The 18,627-nt window shown below is 50.1% G+C and carries 13 protein-coding genes; 11 read left to right on the forward strand and 2 right to left on the reverse strand.

Annotated elements, in window-relative coordinates:
* Positions 1–181 precede the first annotated feature (181 nt).
* The 3 genes from HMPREF9944_RS04505 (at position 182) to HMPREF9944_RS04515 (ending at position 5,955) form a co-directional block, all read left to right on the forward strand.
* Positions 182–4,597 (forward strand): pectinesterase family protein, encoded by a 4,416-nt coding sequence (locus HMPREF9944_RS04505; protein ID WP_008564754.1) that lies wholly within the window; start codon positions 182–184, stop codon positions 4,595–4,597.
* A 359-nt stretch (positions 4,598–4,956) separates the two neighbouring features.
* On the forward strand, positions 4,957–5,388 hold the full coding sequence (locus tag HMPREF9944_RS04510) for a hypothetical protein (protein WP_008564755.1): 432 nt from the start codon (positions 4,957–4,959) through the stop codon (positions 5,386–5,388).
* Positions 5,389–5,478: 90 nt separating this feature from the next.
* On the forward strand, positions 5,479–5,955 hold the full coding sequence (locus HMPREF9944_RS04515; RefSeq protein WP_008564756.1) for a porin family protein: 477 nt from the start codon (positions 5,479–5,481) through the stop codon (positions 5,953–5,955).
* 91 nt (positions 5,956–6,046) lie between these two features.
* Here the strand turns inward: HMPREF9944_RS04515 and dinB are convergent, their stop codons facing one another.
* Together dinB and HMPREF9944_RS04525 are read right to left on the reverse strand one after the other, a co-directional pair.
* Entirely contained in the window at positions 6,047–7,132 is a 1,086-nt protein-coding gene (gene dinB / locus HMPREF9944_RS04520; protein ID WP_008564757.1) for a DNA polymerase IV, read from the reverse strand.
* Between the two features lie 81 nt (positions 7,133–7,213).
* Entirely contained in the window at positions 7,214–7,918 is a 705-nt protein-coding gene (locus tag HMPREF9944_RS04525; RefSeq protein ID WP_008564759.1) for an SIR2 family NAD-dependent protein deacylase, read from the reverse strand.
* A 202-nt stretch (positions 7,919–8,120) separates the two neighbouring features.
* Between HMPREF9944_RS04525 and HMPREF9944_RS04530 the strand changes: the two genes are divergently transcribed.
* The 8 genes from HMPREF9944_RS04530 (at position 8,121) to porV (ending at position 18,602) form a co-directional block, all read left to right on the forward strand.
* On the forward strand, positions 8,121–8,723 hold the full coding sequence (locus HMPREF9944_RS04530) for an FKBP-type peptidyl-prolyl cis-trans isomerase (RefSeq protein ID WP_008564760.1): 603 nt from the start codon (positions 8,121–8,123) through the stop codon (positions 8,721–8,723).
* A 22-nt stretch (positions 8,724–8,745) separates the two neighbouring features.
* Positions 8,746–9,627 carry an FKBP-type peptidyl-prolyl cis-trans isomerase gene (locus tag HMPREF9944_RS04535; RefSeq protein ID WP_008564761.1) on the forward strand — a complete coding sequence of 294 codons (882 nt, stop codon included), beginning with the start codon at positions 8,746–8,748 and terminating at the stop codon, positions 9,625–9,627.
* 8 nt (positions 9,628–9,635) lie between these two features.
* Positions 9,636–10,523, forward strand: coding sequence for an FKBP-type peptidyl-prolyl cis-trans isomerase (locus tag HMPREF9944_RS04540; RefSeq protein WP_008564763.1), 888 nt, complete (start codon positions 9,636–9,638; stop codon positions 10,521–10,523).
* A gap of 131 nt (positions 10,524–10,654) precedes the next feature.
* Complete coding sequence (locus HMPREF9944_RS04545) at positions 10,655–11,125, forward strand: Lrp/AsnC family transcriptional regulator (RefSeq protein WP_008564764.1); 471 nt, start codon at positions 10,655–10,657, stop codon at positions 11,123–11,125.
* A gap of 25 nt (positions 11,126–11,150) precedes the next feature.
* Positions 11,151–12,887: a membrane dipeptidase gene (locus HMPREF9944_RS04550; protein ID WP_044113423.1), complete on the forward strand. Its 1,737-nt coding sequence runs from the start codon at positions 11,151–11,153 to the stop codon at positions 12,885–12,887.
* A 312-nt stretch (positions 12,888–13,199) separates the two neighbouring features.
* Positions 13,200–13,817 carry a fumarylacetoacetate hydrolase family protein gene (locus tag HMPREF9944_RS04555; RefSeq protein WP_008564767.1) on the forward strand — a complete coding sequence of 206 codons (618 nt, stop codon included), beginning with the start codon at positions 13,200–13,202 and terminating at the stop codon, positions 13,815–13,817.
* A gap of 37 nt (positions 13,818–13,854) precedes the next feature.
* Positions 13,855–17,385: a type IX secretion system sortase PorU gene (gene porU, locus HMPREF9944_RS04560; RefSeq protein ID WP_052300149.1), complete on the forward strand. Its 3,531-nt coding sequence runs from the start codon at positions 13,855–13,857 to the stop codon at positions 17,383–17,385.
* A 59-nt stretch (positions 17,386–17,444) separates the two neighbouring features.
* Positions 17,445–18,602 (forward strand): type IX secretion system outer membrane channel protein PorV, encoded by a 1,158-nt coding sequence (gene porV / locus HMPREF9944_RS04565; RefSeq protein ID WP_008564770.1) that lies wholly within the window; start codon positions 17,445–17,447, stop codon positions 18,600–18,602.
* Positions 18,603–18,627 lie beyond the last annotated feature (25 nt).

An 18,627-nucleotide genomic window follows, 5' to 3' on the forward strand; every position in this document is an offset into this window, starting at 1 on the left:
GCACGAACCGTGCTTCCCTACAGTTTCTTCCCTGCCATTTCACCGGCTTGGAAACTCGAGGAAAGCAGCTGATGCTGAAAACGTTTACGTAGGAAACTTGAGGATTAATCCCACGATTATTTGAGCTTCTGACTTTTATAACGTAAATTTGCCGTTACAATCCATTAACTATCATTGACAAATGAAGAAGACAAAACGCAGTCTGAGTGTCATTTTACTCGGCTTTCTCAGTGTTTTTTTTATTCAATCTGCATGGGCACAGGCTCCGGCTTTCCCCGGTGCAGAAGGTCACGGACGCTATGTTACGGGCGGACGTGGCGGAAAAGTCGTACATGTCACCAATCTTAACGATGCCGGAACGGGCTCTTTTCGGGCGGCAGTAAGCGGGAATTCCAAGAAGATTGTGGTGTTCGACGTGGGCGGTGTCATTGCTTTGGCATCGGATCTTAAGATTGGTCAGAACACGACCATACTGGGACAAACGGCCCCTTATCCCGGAATCACGTTGCGCTATTACACGGTTCGGCCTGCTTCCAACAACATTATCCGTTTCATTCGCTTTCGTCGCGGGCAGGAAAAGAACGTCAATGACGGGGCAGATGCCCTTTGGAACTGCAATCTCACGGGGGTTATCATCGACCATTGTTCGGTGAGTTGGAGCATTGATGAGCTGGCATCGTTCTATGACAACAATAATTTCACGATGCAATGGTGCATGCTTGGCGAGGCCTTAACCAATGCCGGACACGACAAAGGTGCGCATGGTTACGGTGGAATTTGGGGCGGAAAGCTGGCCAGTTTCCACCATAATTACATCGGAAGTGTCGATAATCGGGCCCCTCGTTTCAATGGAGCTCGCTACCGATGGGACGGATATTCGAGCAATTTTCAGTTCACTTCGTATCATTGGGTCAATACGGTTATGGCCGAAAATGTGGACTTTCGCAACTGTGTTCTCTATAATTGGGGGAACGGAAACGGCTGCTATGGTGGTCCCGGAGGAGGACAAATCAACATCATTAACAACTATTATAAGGCCGGACCTGCCACAAAAAACACCCGAAGAGTAACGGAAATCAGTGTCGGAGACGCTGGAAATTCGACCACGGGCGACATGGTTGGCATGGCAAGTCGCTATTACATCCGTGGCAATTTCGTTGAGGCTGCGGGCACAAAGGCGCAGAACTATGATTGGAGTGGGGTTACTTTCGACAAAGGTGTGCAGCTAATTGATGGTGAACATTACACACTCGACGGTGCAGACTACTATCAAGGCGTACCCCACAAGACCTATAATGGCCGGCAATATGTGCCCATTAAACTGGCTGTGCCCATCGCTTCGGGGGACATCACTACGCACAGTGCAGAGAAAGCCTATCGAAAAGTGCTGGCTTATGCAGGCGCTTCGCTCTTCCGCGACAACGTAGATGTGAGGTATTCCAAGGAAGCTACCGACGGAACGGCTACCTTTTCGGGAAGCAAGACGGGCCGGGCAGGCATCATAGATATCGTGAGCGACGTAGATGGTTACACTGAAAAGAACTTCCCAACCGGCAAACGTTCTGATGCGTTCGACACTGATTTGGACGGTATTCCCGATGTGTGGGAGACCGCAAATGGGCTGAATCCGAACGCTGCAAACGATGCCCTTACAACGTCAATCGACCCAAATGGCTACTATACCAACCTTGAAGTGTATGCCAACAGCTTGGTAGAAGCGCTCGTGAAAAAGGAGAACGAGGAGGCTGAGACACCCATTTCTGAATACTATCCTGCATGCAATAAGGTCGCAGGGCTCGACTATTACAGTGGCCGAACGGTGCAACTTGTCAATCCGTCTGACCCTTCGGGAGACGTCAAAGGGGGTGAAAAGGTACTTTATACGACCGATTTCACCGACTGGACCAACGCAAAGGCCTCTACAACGGCAAGCGTCGTGAATGCTAAAACAAGTTATAGTCACGAGCCGTTCAGCTTCACCATCGTTGATACGGAGGTGAGTTCGACGAACAAGAACGCCGGCAAATTTCCGTCGTGGAAGGGAGGTTATCTCATGGCCTCAAAGCGTTCGACGCCCATGGTGACCCTTTCCGTACTGCAAAATATCACGAAAGTACACTTCAAACACGGTGCAACGGGCAGTCAACGTGGCTGGAAATTAGAGGCGAAAGGTGCAGGAGATGCCGATTGGGTTACGTTGAGTAACGGTCCGGCCGAGCCTATTACGGGAGCCGATGTGGACGTAGATGTGAACAAAACCAACTGTCAATTGCGCTTTACGAACCTCACAACAAACCAGAATGCCTATCTTTTTGAACTCGTCATCTATGGTAAAGTGGATATGAGTTCCAAGCCTGTTTTGGGCTCATTCAAGGTAAATGGAACGGCTTTCACGGCTGCCGACCGCTTCAAAGAACAGGCCGATGGCACGCTGCAAGCCACGATTGACATTTCAAAAAAGCAGCAAATGGTGTCGCAGACCAACCCTTTGACTGAAATTGTTGCCGAGAACGGAACGGTAAAAAGCGTCACCTATGCGCCCACAGCGAAAGGGACAAAGGTCACAATTCGGGTCGATGCAGGTGGCACAACAGCTGATTATGTGATTTTCTTTGAATGGAAATCCGACTTCACCCTCACCTATTATAATACCGACGGTAGCCTTATCGGCACGCAAAAAGTGGAGAAAGACGCCCCCATTGCGGCCTTTTCCTATTCCGCTTCGGCCGTGACAGTGCCTTCGGGCAACCTTTTTCGCGGTTGGTTTGCAGCTGCCTCGGGTTCCGGGAATCGCAAGTTCAACATCGAAGATAAGGTCACTTCCGACCTCGCTCTCCATGCCCTTGCCACCGAAAAAGAGGTGAAGAGCACTACGAAAAGATATGTTTTCAACCTCACCGACGGCTATTTCTACGACGAAGATCACGAGGCTTTCAATAGCAAAGGAACGGCAAAGTTCCACGACGGACAGCATGGTTGGGTCTTCGGACCATCGGATAATGTTGAACTTCTTGTCGGTGGAGACGCTTATATTCTTTTATCGGGCTGTGCATATTCGGACGGTAACATCATCATCAAGAACAGTAAGGGCGACCAGCTGGCCTCACTTGCGGCCAAAACTGACACAGACGGCGGTCTCATCTGTTATGAGTACCGTGGTAAAGCCGATGTGCTTCGCCTCGGTTTCGACAAAGCTTGCTATCTTCATTCCGTCACAATCGCCAACACACAGGCCAATCCTATCGCACAGAACGAGGCCGGTTATTATGTCGTCAAGGCCGGAGATGCCGATCATTTGCTCAATACTTTGACCATTGCCAACGTCAAAGCAGGTGCTAAACGCACCAAGATTTTCATTCCAAATGGCACATATGACCTCGGAGAAACGGTACTCACACCCATCAACGGCAACAATATCTCGCTCATAGGTGCAAGCACAGAGAAGACAATCATTCGGAACAAACCACTCGTTGCCAATGAAGGTATCGCGACAACTGCCACACTTTTGATTACAGGAAACAACACTTATTTGCAGGATTTGACCGTTCAGAATGCACTCGATTACTATAATAGCGGGTCTGCAGGACGTGCGGTTGCCATTCAAGATAAGGGGAATCGTACCATTTGCAAGGCCGTTCGGCTGCTCTCTTATCAGGATACTTACTACAGTAATGGCGACGGACAGTATTATTTTGAGGGAGGAGAAATCCATGGAACCGTTGACTATGTGTGCGGAAGTGGCGATGTTTTCTTCAACAAAGTGAACTTTGTCAACGAACCACGCAGCAATAAAGGTGGAACAGATGTGATTGCGGCCCCTTATCCGGCCGATAATTGCCACTATGGTTACGTGATGCGCGACTGCAAAATCACCAATCTTAACGAAGAAGGTTACTCGCTTGGACGCAGTTGGGGAGGCAAATCGAAAGTCGCATGGATAGGAACAACGATGACGGATGCCCCACTCAACGACGGAAAAGCCATCAAACGCTTCACCGTCGGCGGTATGAATGTTGCGGCATATCAATTCAAAGAATTTGGTTCGAAGACCGAACAAGGGGCCAATCTCACACCCGTTCACAACTATGTGACCTTCATTCACGGTACAGGCAACTTCACCTACGACACCACAATGAGTGCCGATTCAGCCTCATTATTCACACTTGACAAGGTATTTCCCGATTGGAAGCCGGCTGTTTTGGCCGCACAAGTAACCTCACCTACTGTTACACTCAAGGGAAAAACGCTTTCATGGACTGCTGCCTCGGGTAGCATTGGCACGCCATCGTATGCGGTTTTCAAGGACGATGAACTCCTTACGATTACCAATGCCCGACAATATGCACTCGAAGAGGTGGTAAAAGGGGCAACCTACACCGTCAGAGTAGCCAACGAAATGGGTGGTTTCGGCCCCTCCACGCCATCATCTACCACTACCGGACTTAGCCTCCTGGCCGCCAATGAGAGTAACGTTGTCGGCACACATTACTTTTATCTCGACGGAACGGCCTGTGATGCACAAGCCAAAGGTGTGGTGCTTGTGGTAGAAACCATGGCAAACGGCAGCCGGAAAAGCAGCAAAAAGATTCTGAAATAGACGCTTGCTATTGTCTTGCGCTGCAGTAAAAGGAAATCATTACAGCCTCGTCTCCTCTCCGGGACGGGGCTTTTTCGTGGTCATATACCGTAGAAAAAACAGCTTCGCCCCATGATTTTAAAGCCGTTTCAGCCTGTTCCGCTTTTTCTTGATAACGCTTTTTAACCGTATAAAGAATGGCAAAGTGAATAAAAAAGTTTATTTTTGCAACATTAATATGAGGCGACCATTATGCACCATAGCAAGGAAAGAAACATAATGGGTGTAAGATTGAAAGTCAGGACGCATCATTAAGCGGGACAAACCAATAGTTAGAGCGTTATAAAATGAAGAAGTTTATTTCAAAAATGTCTGTGATCATGCTGACAATGTTGGTACTTGGCGTATTGACAAGTTGTAGCAAAGACGAAGAAGACCAGTCTGTTCTCGGCGTATGGGGCATTGAGACAGATGCCTATCTGAATGCTTCCGGCGTTGCAACCGTACGACATTACGACGGAACAGAGCCAGATTATTATGTTTATCAACTGCTGCCTGATGGCACTTGTGCCTATTATACCTATAATGGCACTACGACTTCAGGTGGTAAGAAGATTGGGAAGAACTGGGATGTCAAGTACAGAGGAACCTATACAACAGGTAAAGGAACGATTACTTTGCGCTTTGATAAACAGGAAATCACTGCACCTTACACGGTAAAAGATGGGAGGATGACCTTTCAACTCAAGAAAAGTGATGGAAAAACTCACAGCCTCACCTTTCAATGGTTGGGTGGAGATCTTGTGATATGACAAAAGATGAACGCCATAAAGTCAAGAATAGAGAATTAAAAAGAAACATATAGACGTTTAATTATAGAATACTTACTTATTAAAAACAACATGAAAAAGTTATTATTTACCCTGTCTCTCCTGCTCATGAGCATGGGAGCATTTGCCCAGACCAAGACTTTTGAGGTGGGTGGAAAGTTGAATTATGGCACAGATGCACCTCATTTCGGAATAGGAGCAGTGGCCCGTTATAACTTCGATGAGCACTTTCGTCCGGAACTGACAATGAATTTCTATCCGAAAGACGGCAATGATGTCAGCGCATGGGATATAAATGCAAACCTGCATTACCTTTTCCACATGACCGACCGCTTCAAACTCTATCCTTTAGGCGGTGTAGGTATCATGGGAGCCAGCTATGATGGCCCCGCAGGTAGCACGAGTTCGACCAAGCTTGGCGCTAATCTTGGCGGCGGATTGCAGTTCAATCTCACCGATAAACTGCACCTCAATGCTGAGACCTACTATCAGTTTGTCTCCGACGACGGGCGCGGTGTGATGAGCGTTAGCCTTGTTTACGTGCTTTAAAAGCAAAGCTGGAGTGCTGAATAATGGGAGTGGGATACTTTTCTCACTCCTGTTATTGCTTTTTGGCATGCAGAATACGGAGAAGTCCTGTTTACCATTCCTTGAATTCCAGCTCCAATTGTATCCATTCCGGCCGTTTTGACGTTCCGTCGTCGCCCGGATTGGATACTGAAAGTCCCATGAGGCGGATGGTATGTGCATTGTCATAGCGGACAAGGTGCAGCAATCGCTTGGCCAAAGGCAGTATGTCTTCCTTGCTTTTCAGCACATTTTGCACCGTGATGCTGCGTGTTATCTGCTTGAAATCGCCGTACTTGATTTTCAAAGTCAGCGTTTTTCCCTCGAAATTTCCTTTGTGAATGCGTTCCGAAAGCTCAACCACAAGGTGGTAAAGTTCAATCAGTATGGCCGAAGGAAGGCTGAGGTCTTCAACGAAAGTGTGCTCGCAACCGACGGATTTCCGTGTGCGATCGGTGATGACTTCACGCTCATCGATGCCTCGGGCATAGTTGTAGAACGATGGACCTGCCTTTCCGAACATTGTAATAAGATGCTGAAGCGAGCACGACCGCAGCTGTTCTCCGTTGAAAATCCCCATGTAATGCATGCGCTGTGCGGTCTTTTTGCCTACTCCCCATAGGTCTTCCACGGGCAGTTTTGCCACAAATTCAAGGGCTTTATCAGGGTGAATGGTGCATATTCCATCGGGTTTTCGATAGTCAGATGCTATCTTTGCCAGCAGTTTATTGTAGGAAATGCCGGCCGAAGCCGTGAGATTTAGCTCGCTTTTGATGCGTTGTTTGATTTCTTTTGCAATGTCAACGGCCAGCTCAAAGCCCTTTTTATTCACCGTAACATCAAGGAAAGCTTCGTCCAAAGAGATAGGTTCTACGATGTCAGTGTAGTCATGAAAGATGGCATGAAGCTGTGTCGACACCTCTTTATAATGGTGATAATTGCCTTCAACGACAATCAGATTCTTGCACAATCGCTTGGCCGTTTGCATCGACATGGCCGAATGTATGCCGTATTTTCGGGCCTCATAGCTGGCTGTCGACACGACACCACGCACACCGTCATAGCCCACAGCAATCGGTTTGCCGCGAAGTTCGGGGCAATCTCTTTGCTCAATGGCGGCAAAGAAAGCGTCCATGTCGATGTGAATAATCTTGCGCATAAGTGAAAATGACGGACATTGAAGTCTCTTCCCAGGCTTTATGGTGAGAAAAGTGGGCGAGAACTTCGGGCGAGCTGCATGCTACAGGCTTTCCATCAGCACCCTCATACCTTCACTTGCTCCCTTTGTTATCTGCTTGATATGCCTACCTCCGGTCATGTTCACGGGGTTCGGGTCTATCAAGTAAATTGGAATTCCAGGCTTACAATACTGTATGAGGCCTGCAGCGGGATAGACATTGAGACTCGTTCCGATGATGATAAAGGTGTCTGCTTCGGCCACTTCGCGGGCTGCAGGCTCTATCATTGGGACACTTTCTTCAAAGAACACGATGAAAGGACGCAGCAAACTGCCGTCCTTAGCCAGTGTTCCGGGTTCCACATCGCTGTGTTCCGGCGTCAGTTCCTCAATGAAACGAGGGTCGTAGGGAGCCTTGCTTGAGCACACTTTCGACAGTTCTCCATGCAGATGAATAACGTTTTTGGAGCCTGCTTTCTCGTGAAGATTGTCCACATTCTGCGTGACAACGGTCACTTCATGGCTACTTTCGAGCTGTTTGATGAGCCGATGTCCCTCGTTGGGTTGCGCTTTCCAGAGTTTGCGGCGCAGCATGTTGTAGAAGTTAGTCACCAAGACGGGGTCGCTCTCCCAGCCATGATGCGTTGCAATCTGCTCCACGGGATAGTTCTCCCACAGCCCATCGCTGCCGCGAAAGGTCTTGAATCCGCTTTCAACCGACATGCCGGCACCGGTCAGGAAGACAATTTTTGATATTTCTTTCTTCATAACTTCATTCTGATTTTATCATTATCGGGACGTTTGCCCTGTTTCTTTGCGTTCGTGTTACAAATATATTAAAAAAACAAGTTACGCATATCATATTTTAATAAAATTAAAGAGTCGTTTCTTTTCTATTCGGTTTAATTCTGCTATCTTTGCAAACGATTTCGAAATATTTGATGTTTTAATCTGTCATTTTTAGGATTTTATGGATAAAGTAAGCTATGCGCTCGGCATTGGTATCGGCAGACAGTTGTCGCAGATGGGTGCCACAGCATTGAATATAGACGATTTTGCACAGGCTATCAAGGACGTTCTCGCCGGCAATCTGAAGATGAACGAGGCCGAAGCCCAACAACTTGTGCAGGATTTCTTTGCCAAACAAGAGGCTAAGCAACAGGCCGAGGCGGCCGAAAAGGGTAAGTCGGCCAAGGCAGAAGGGGAGCGGTTCCTTGCCGAAAACGGCAAAAAAGCCGGCATCATCACGACACCTTCGGGGCTTCAATACCAAGTATTGCGCGAAGGAAACGGCAAAAGTCCGAAGTCAACCGACACGGTTGAATGCCATTATGAGGGCACATTGATTGATGGAACGAAGTTCGATTCGTCCTATGATCGTGGACAAACGGCCACATTCCCGCTCAATCAAGTGATTGCAGGTTGGACAGAAGGCCTGCAATTGATGCAGGAAGGTGGCAAATATCGCTTCTTTATCCCCTATAATCTCGGTTATGGTGAGCGCGGAGCCGGTGCATCTATCCCTCCGTTTGCAGCCTTGGTGTTCGACGTAGAACTGGTAGCAGTGAAGTAATACATATCAAATAATATCTCAAATGAAACAATTAGCATTCGTAGCCGCTATGGCTATTGCAGCCGCAACATTGGCTTCTTGCGGCAATTCTACTCCAAAAGCCGACCTAAAGAACGACGTTGACACGATGAGTTACGCTATGGGTATGGCGCAAACACAGGGACTGAAGGACTTCTTGGTAGGTCGTATGCAAATCGATACCACCTATATGGACGACTTCATCAAGGGTTTGAACGACGGAGCCAACGCCGGAGACGACAAGAAAAAGGCTGCTTATTACGCCGGAATCCAGATTGGTCAGCAGATTTCAAACCAGATGATCAAGGGCATCAACAGCGAGGTTTACGGCCAAGATTCCACAAAGAGCATCTCTTTGAAGAATTTCATGGCCGGCTTTGTGGCTGGAACTACGGGCAAGACCGACAAGGTGAAGATGACCGTTGAGCAGGCACAGCAGATTGCACAGACCAAAATGATGGCCATCAAAGCTAAGAACATGGAACAACAGTACGGTCCCAACAAGGCAGCTGGCGAGAAATGGCTTGCTGCCAACAAGAAAAAAGAGGGCGTAAAGACGCTCCCTTCAGGCGTACAGTATAAGGTTATCAAGGTAGGAACAGGTGCGATGCCGAAAGATACATCGACGGTTGTCGTGAACTATGAGGGAAAAACGATCGATGGAAAGGTGTTCGACAGTAGCTATAAGCGTGGAGAACCTATCACATTGAAGGCCAATCAGGTGATTAAAGGCTGGACCGATGCCCTCGTTCACATGCCGGTTGGCTCCGTATGGGAGGTTTATATTCCTCAAGAGTTGGCCTATGGCGACCGCGAACAGGGTCAGATCAAGCCTTTCTCTGCGCTGATTTTCAAGATTGAATTGGTTAAGTTGGGCGCAAAATAAACGCTGCAATGAGAAAAATCATCATGCTAACGCTCGTCATCTTGGCGGGCGTTACACTTCATACACAGGCTAAGGACAAGAACAAAAAGCCGAACACCGCTGTGCAACAGCCTACGGTGAAGCTCGTTTCGCCCTCGGACACGGTCAGTTATATTGCAGGTATGGCTGCAACCGACGGTCTTTTGCCCTACTTGCAACAGGGTTTCGGCGTCGATGCCGAGCACATGGCCGACGTGATTCGTGGTTTTGAAGAGGCTCAGACCCACATTGACGACCCTGCTTTCAAGGCTTATGCAGCCGGAATGCAGATAGCCAATAAGGTCAACAGTAGCATTCTGCCGAACATGAAACTGGCTTTTGAAGGCTCGGCTGACTCCATTCGGCAGGCCATGTTCATCAAAGGCTTCATTGCAGCCCTGCAGAATGATACTACGTTCTTTGCACAAAGCGAGGCTTCAAAACTTTATCGGCAACGTGCCGAGCAGGTGGTTGAGACGCGTAATGCCGCTTATAAGAAAGAGAACGAGGACTGGTTGAAGGCCAATGCCAAGAAAGAGGGCATGCAAACCACGCCTTCCGGTCTGCAATACAAGGTACTCGTAGCCGGCAACGGTCCCAAACCCAAGGCCACAGACAAGGTGAAAGTGAAGTATGAAGGGCGAATGATAGACGGCACGGTCTTTGACAGTAGCTACAAACGTGACCCGCAAACCAATTCGTTCCGGTGCAACGAGGTCATCAAAGGCTGGACCGAAGCGCTCACAATGATGCCGGTTGGCAGTAAATGGGAGATTTGTATACCGCAGGAATTAGCCTATGGGGCTCGTCAGGCAGGCCAAATCAAACCTTATTCCACACTGGTCTTCACGGTAGAACTGCTGGAGATCGAGAAATAGATTCGTTCGATACGTTTACAAAATGCGCGGAAATCGTAAGATTTTCGCGCATTTTGTTGTTTAATCCGATAAGATTGCCTATATTTGCTACATTAAACCGGCCCACGTGGGCAATGATAAAACATAGAAAGATGGATAAGATTGACAACCTCGACAAGAAGATTCTGTGCATTCTGTCGCAGAATGCGCGTATTCCTTTTAAGGATGTTGCCGCTTCGTGTGGCGTTTCCCGGGCCGCCATTCACCAGCGGGTGCAGCACTTAATGGATAATGGAGCCATCACAGGCAGCGGATTTGACGTCAATCCCAAGAGCATCGGCTACTCCACTTGCACGTATGTGGGACTCAATCTTGAGCGGGGAAGCATGTATAAGAACGTGGTTCAGCGACTCAATGCCATTCCCGAAATTGTCGAATGTCACTTCACCACGGGGCCTTACACCATGCTTGTGAAGCTCTATGCCAAGGACAACGAGCAGTTGATGGACCTTTTGAACAATCAACTGCAGAGCATTCCGGGTGTCGTTTCTACCGAAACATTGATTTCACTTGAGCAAAGCATCAAGCGGGAAGTACCCGTAAAGGCCGATGCTGACCAATGATTTAGCAATTCATCTGATGGAAAACATGAACAAAGGCTTTCATCTCGACGCCTATCTCGACGAGATTTATTCCACATTTCCCGAGGCCGAGCGTCGCCCACTCATTGGTCTTACAGCCAATTACAGCGATATCGACGCCACCATTCGCAGTGTTTATTATCGTCAAATCATAGCGGCCGGGGGCATACCGCTTATTATTCCGCCCGTTGCCGACAGGCATGTGATCATCAATACGCTTGATGTTTTGGACGGAATCGTGCTCACCGGCGGGGCCGACTACAATCCCTTGTGGGCCGGAAAAGAGCCTTTGAAGGTCTTGGGACACATCAATCGCGAGCGCGACTTGGCAGAATTGCTCCTCGTCCGACTGGCCTATAACCGGCAAATACCCATGCTCGGGATTTGCAGGGGCATACAAACACTGGCCTTTGCGCTGGGAGGTTGTGTGGCACAAGACATCAAAACGGAGTTGAAACACAGTCAAGATGCCGACCGAAACGAGCCTACGCACAGTGTCACTATAGCCGAAGGAAGCATGCTTTTCGACCTCTATGGGCCGAAAATCTACGTCAATTCGTTCCATCATCAGGCCGTCAGCGATTGCGGAGAGCGGTTCCGTGTGACGGCAACTGCACCCGATGGCATCGTCGAAGCCATGGAAAGCAGCGAAGAAAAATCTGTCATCGGCGTGCAATGGCACCCCGAATGGCTCGAAGAAATGGGCCTGAAACTCTTTCAATGGCTCGTGGGGCGCAGTGCGGAATTCGCCAAAGCGAAACGTCTCCACAGCCATATCCTGACCTTCGACAGCCATTGCGACACACCGATGTTCTTTCCCCAAGGCATTCATTTCGAGCAAAGAGACCCGCGAATCCTCTATGATTTGCACAAAATGACCGACGGACGGCACGACGCAGTGACCATGGTTGCCTATCTGCCTCAGCATCCCAAACCGGGAGAAATGGCTGGAATGACACCCAAGCACTATGCCGACAGCATCTTTGACCAGATAGAAAGCATTGTAAAAAGCCAAAATGCCTATGTGGCTTTGGCGCGAACGCCCGACGACCTCTATCGGAATAAGGCGCAAGGCCGCAAAAGTATTATGCTTGGAATAGAGAACGGACTGGCTATCGAGGACGATATCAGGAACGTGGAGCACTTTGCCCGCCGCGGAATCACGTATATCACGCTCTGTCATAACGGTGACAATGCCATCTGCGACAGCGCACGTGGCACGGGAACCCACGGCGGAGTGAGCGATTTCGGCGAGCAGGTTATCCGCGAAATGAACCGCCTTGGCGTGATGGTTGACCTGAGTCACGGTGGCGAAAAGAGTTTTTATGATGCGTTAGACATCAGTGCTACGCCGATTGTTTGCAGTCATAGCAACTGTAAGGCCCTGTGCGACGTGCCCCGAAACCTGACGGACGACCAGCTTCGGGCATTGGCAGCGAAGGGTGGTGTGGCCCAAACAACGATGTATCACGGCTTTCTTAGGCAGTCGGGCGAGGCCACCATACGCGATGCCGTGGCCCATTTGGAACACGCCATCAGCGTGATGGGCATCGATCACGTTGGTGTTGGCACCGATTTCGATGGAGACGGCGGTATCAAAGGAATGGCCGATGCGTCGGAAATCATCAATTTCACGATCCAACTGCTGCGCCGGAGATACAGTGAAGCCGATATCGAAAAGATATGGGGCGGCAATTGGCTCCGCATCATGCGGCTCGTACAGGGGATTTCAGTTGACAGGTGACGCATAAACGGGTGGGCAAGTTGATTGCGCATGTACATGTAGAGACACACGGCCCGTGCGTCCGCTCCGACAACCGTGTATTTGCGTTTCATTCTCCTTGAGTGGACGCACGGCTCGTGCGTCCCTACAGCCACTTTGCAGGTTTTCACGGGCAAATTTCGCCGAAACGGTTTTTTCTGTGCCCTGAAATTCGCCCTTCATCAGGTGGAAGAAGCGGGCAAACTTGATGCACTTTGCAACATAAACCCGCAAATACTTGCGCATTCGGGAATTTATACCGAACTTTGTCCCCAAGCATCAAATAACACAAAGATGAAGATATTTGCCGTTGGAATGAATTATGCGCTGCACAATCTCACGCTACATGAGCAGGCTGAAAGGCCCGAAACGCCGGTCATTTTCACCAAATGCGACACCGCATTGCTGAAAGACGGCAAGCCATTCTTCATTCCCGACCACCTCGGAAGCATCGAATACGAAACCGAACTCGTGGTGCGTATCTGCAAACTTGGCAAGACGATTCCCGTAAGGTTTGCACATCGGTACTATGATGCCGTGACGGTGGGCATCGATTTTACGGCACGCGACCTGCAGAAAAAGCTGCGCGAGGCCGGCCAACCATGGGATCTTTGCAAGGGGTTCGACGGTTCTGCCGTGCTTGGCGCGTGGGTTTCGACAGACAAAACCAAGCCTGTTCAGCAGCTTCGCTTCCGTCTTGACGTCAATGGGAAGCCCGTTCAGGAGGGCTATTCGGGCAACATGCTCTACACGGTAGACGAAATCATCGCCTATATCAGCAGATATTTCACCCTGCGCACGGGCGATTTGCTCTTCACGGGCTGCCCTTCAGGCTGCGGACCTGTGCGGATTGACGACCATTTGGAGGGCTATCTCGAAGACAAAAAAGTGTTGGCATTCAATTGTAAATAAGGCTTTCACAGCTGAAAACGACAGACAACGCGAGCCGATGACACGCTGTTTCAAACGATTTCTCATGGCGATGTTGCTGTTGTTGAGCCTGAATGCACAGGCTTCGCAACGCTTCTTCAACCTCACTTACGACCAAGTGAGGATTGACTCCGTGTTGCCTCGCTTCACCTACAGCCTGCCCCTCGCCGACAATTACGCCGACTCGGTCTATCAAGTCAGTATCGTTTATCCCGAATTCACGGAGATGTCGCGCGCCGAAGTCGCCCGCTACAAGCGCATTTCCGATGCACCCTTGCCTGCGATGCCGGCTATTCGGCAGTTCGTTTCGTTCGATCGGAAGCGTCCCACCCTTGTGGTTTCGTTCCTTCCGCTGGTCTTTCGCGACGGTCGTTACTCCATTTTAGCGAGCTTCATGCTGAAGGTAGAGTCGTTTGCCACAGCGCATGCCAAGCCGAGAAGCGGCATCTTGCCCACCCGTACGGCAGCCGACCGCTATGCGCGACAGTCCGTTTTGGCGCAAGGACGCTGGGTAAAGATACGAATACCGGCTTCGGGCGTTTATCAACTCACCGAGTCGATGATCAGAAAAGCCGGTTTTACAGACATCAACAAGGTGCATCTCTATGGCTATGGCGGCCATCTGCAACGCGAAGTGCTGACAGAATCCGACCTGATTCAGTATGACGACCTACGCGAAGTGCCCTTGTGTGTGGTCGAAGGCAAGCGACTTTTCCATGGGAAAGGGCCCATTTCGTGGGCCTCAAAGGGTGCTTCAAGACGCCTACGCAACCCCTATTCGGACTTTGGTTACTATTTCCTTACGCAGTCAGATACGCCATCTTCGACCGTTGACTCCACGACTTTCCTGCGCGATTTCTATCCTTCGCCCGACGATTATCACTCGCTTTACGAGCGCGATGCCTTTGCTTGGTATCAGGGAGGCCGCAATCTTTTCGACCCAGAAGCTGTTCCTGTGGGGCAAACCAAGACCATCTTGCTGCCCAAACCCAGCCAACCGCAACACGGAACCCTTAGTGTTGCCGTGACAGCCGGTATGAAAAGCGAAGTCGAAATCAGCCTGAACAGTCGCAAACTTGGCTCGCTTTCCATCCTTTTGGGCGAGTATGACAAGGCCAACGAACAGCATGCAAGCTATCCGTTCGAGTCACTTGGCAATGCGGATACGCTGAAGATAAAAACCATTTCGGGCACTGTGCGGCTCGATTACGCTTCTATAGCGTGGGAAAAGGCCTTTCCGGCCCCGTGGTTCAAAGAAAACGACTTTCCCGTTCCGCAGCTTGTGGGAGTCATTCCCAATCAAAACCGACACGCAGACGGGCAAGCCGACATGGTGATTATCATTCCTTCTTCGCGCAAACTCAAGGCGCAAGCCGAGCGACTCAAGGCTTTTCACGAGCAAAAAGACGGCTTGCGGGTGAACATTGTGGCTGCCGATGAGCTCTATAACGAGTTCTCCAGTGGCACACCCGACGCCAATGCGTATCGCCGTTACATGAAAATGCTCTACGACAGGGCCACGCCCGGCGACATTCCCCGCTATCTGCTGCTCTTCGGCGACTGCCTTTGGGACAATCGCATGCTGACTTCAGCGGCCAAAGGCCTTGACCCCGCCGACTATCTGCTGTGTTATGAGAGCGAGAATTCATTCAATGCCATTGAGTGTTTCGTTGACGACAGCTTCTTTGCCCTGCTGGATGACGGCGAAGGAGGGGCCTTGCAGACGCACGATTTGCCCGATATAGCGGTAGGACGTTTCCCCGTTTCGACTGCCAATGAAGCCAAGATCATGGTCGATAAAACGTTGGATTATACCACAAACTCCAATGCCGGGGCATGGCAAAACACGCTGATGTTCATGGGAGATGACGGAAACAACAACCTTCACATGGACGATGCAAACACCGCGGCTGAAGAAACAGCGAAGCAACATCCGGGCTTTTTGGTGAAGAAAGTCATGTGGGACGCCTACAAACGCGGGCGTTCAGCCACGGGATACACCTATCCTGATGTGCGGAAAACCATCATCGGGCAACAAGAACGCGGTGCACTCGTCATGGATTATGCCGGCCATGGCTCCGAAATCCAGCTGTCGCATGAAACCGTTCTGCGCCTTAATGACTTCGCATCCTTCACGAATAAGAACCTACCTTTATGGATAACGGCCTCTTGTGACATCATGCCTTTCGACGGAACCACGCCGACTATCGGCGAAACGGCACTGCTTAACGAACGCGGAGGAGCCATGGCTTTCTACGGAACCACGCGAACCGTGTATGCAATCTACAACAAACCGATGAACATGGCCTATCTGAAACACGTCTTAGACAGGCCAAACGGCATCGCCAACACGCTGGGAGAGGCTGCCCGACTGGCCCGAACGGAGATGATAACCAAGGGATTGGACCTCACGAGCAACAAGCTGCAATATGCTCTTTTGGGCGATCCTGCCCTCCGATTGAACCTACCCAAGCCGCAAATCATCATCGATTCGATCAACGGAAAGGCTGTAAATGCGACCCTTCCGGTTATCAAGGCCGGCGGAATGGCCCGTATTGCAGGGCATATTGAGGGCATGCTGCACTTCAAAGGCATTGCAACAGTGACGGTTCGCGACTCACGTGAGCTGATAACCTGCAGGCTCAACGACACCAACGAGGCTGATACGGCTTTTCAATATTACGACCGCACAAAGGTGATTTTCATGGGTTCGGACAGCGTAAGAGGCGGAAAAATCAGCTTCACCTTTGCAGTTCCGCGCGATATCAACTACAGTAACGGTCGTGGTCTCATCAATATCTATGCATTAAACGACGACCATTCGCTCGCTGTCCACGGTGCTTCAGACCGCTTTTTGGTGGGCGGTTCGGCCGAAACCGCCAACGATTCTATCGGACCTTCCATCTATTGCTACCTCAATTCGCCTGCTTTCGAGAACGGAGGACGCGTGAATACCACGCCTTACTTTGTGGCCCAAGTGGCCGATAAGGACGGTATCAACGTGTCGGGAAGCGGCATCGGTCACGATTTGGAGCTTATCATCGATGGCGATATGAACCAAACTTACGTGTTAAACGACTACTTCCGGTATGATTTCGGCAGCTATACGCGTGGCTATACCTATTATAATATACCCGAACTCAGCCCGGGCAAGCACCGGTTGCAGTTCAAAGCGTGGGACATTCTCAACAACTCTTCGACCGCATGGCTTGACTTCGTGGTCGAAAAGGGCCTGCGTCCGAACCTTTTCAGCGTGGCTTTGTCGCGCAATCCGGCCACCACTTCCACGCAATTCATCATCAATCACGACCGAACGGGCAGTAGAATGGACGTCGAGATAGAGGTCTTCGACATGAGCGGGCGCCTGCTTTGGAGGCACAAAGAGTATGGTGTGTCCACCTCGAACGCCTATACGGTAGACTGGGACCTGTGCATTGATGGCGGAAGCCGACTGAAAACGGGTGTCTATCTCTATCGGGCTAAAATTTCATCTGACGGTAGTGAGCAGGCAAGCAAGGCGCAGAAACTCATCGTTGTGGGCAATAATTGACCGCTGTGCACGTTAAATTCTCATACAAGCATACAAGAAACGATATGAAAAAATCCTTGATGGGTCTTTCTTTATTGCTGCTGTTGCCGGCTTCGGCAGCTGCGCAAATCGACAAAAACAAGATATTCAACCCCGTTTATACGGCCGTTACGTCGCAGACAATCGCCCCCGATGCACGTGCAGCAGGCATGGGTGACGTGGGAGCGGCAACCGATCCGGACGTCAATTCACAGTATTGGAACCCCGCAAAATACCCTTTCACCATCAGCAGGGCAGGCGTTTCGCTCAACTATACGCCTTGGTTGCGCGAACTGGTCAACGACATGTACTTGGCCAACTTGGCCGGATACTATCGCATCGGCGACTATAGTGCGGTCTCAGGTTCGCTCCGTTACTTCAATATGGGAGAGGTTATGATGAGCAGTTCACAGTCGGGTAGCAACGATATGACCATCAATCCCTACGAAATGTCGGTGGATTTGGCTTATGCTTTGATGCTGAGTGAACACTTATCTCTATCAGCCGGCGTGCGATGGATATACTCTGACCTCACTTACGACTATACTTCTGAGACCTCACCCGGCAGTGCTTTCGCCGCAGACATAGCCGCTTATTATCAAAACTACGTTGACATCGGACAGCGAGAGTGCCAGCTTGGCATCGGATTGAACCTGTCGAACATCGGTAGTAAGATTAACTTCGGAAGCACAGACAACAGCGAATTCATTCCGACGAACATGCGGTTGGGGGCCTCTTTGATGATTCCTGTAGACGAATTCAACCGCTTTACCATCGCTGCCGACGCCAACAAGCTGCTCGTTCCGACGCGTCCCATACAGAAAGATGGCGAGTCAAAGGTGGATTACGACACGCGGTTGCAGCGCGATTACTATGATGTTTCGAGCATAGGTGGCATTTTCAAGAGCTTCAGCGACGCACCCGGAGGACTTAAAGAAGAGCTTCAAGAGGTGAGTTGGAGCCTTGGTGGCGAGTATATCTACAATGATAAGTTCGCTCTCCGCGCCGGTTATCACCACGAAAGTGAGACGAAAGGCAACCGAAAATACTTCACCGTGGGGGCCGGTCTCAAGATGAGTGCCTTCTCACTCGACGCAGGTTACGTCATTGCGACGGCCAAAAGCAACCCCCTCGACCAGACGCTTCGCTTCACGTTGACCTTTGACATGGACGGCATCAAGGACATTTTTAAACGGTAAAGGGCGGCAGTTGCAACGCTATTCA

This window comes from Segatella maculosa OT 289 (assembly GCF_000243015.1).
Taxonomy (GTDB): domain Bacteria; phylum Bacteroidota; class Bacteroidia; order Bacteroidales; family Bacteroidaceae; genus Prevotella; species Prevotella maculosa.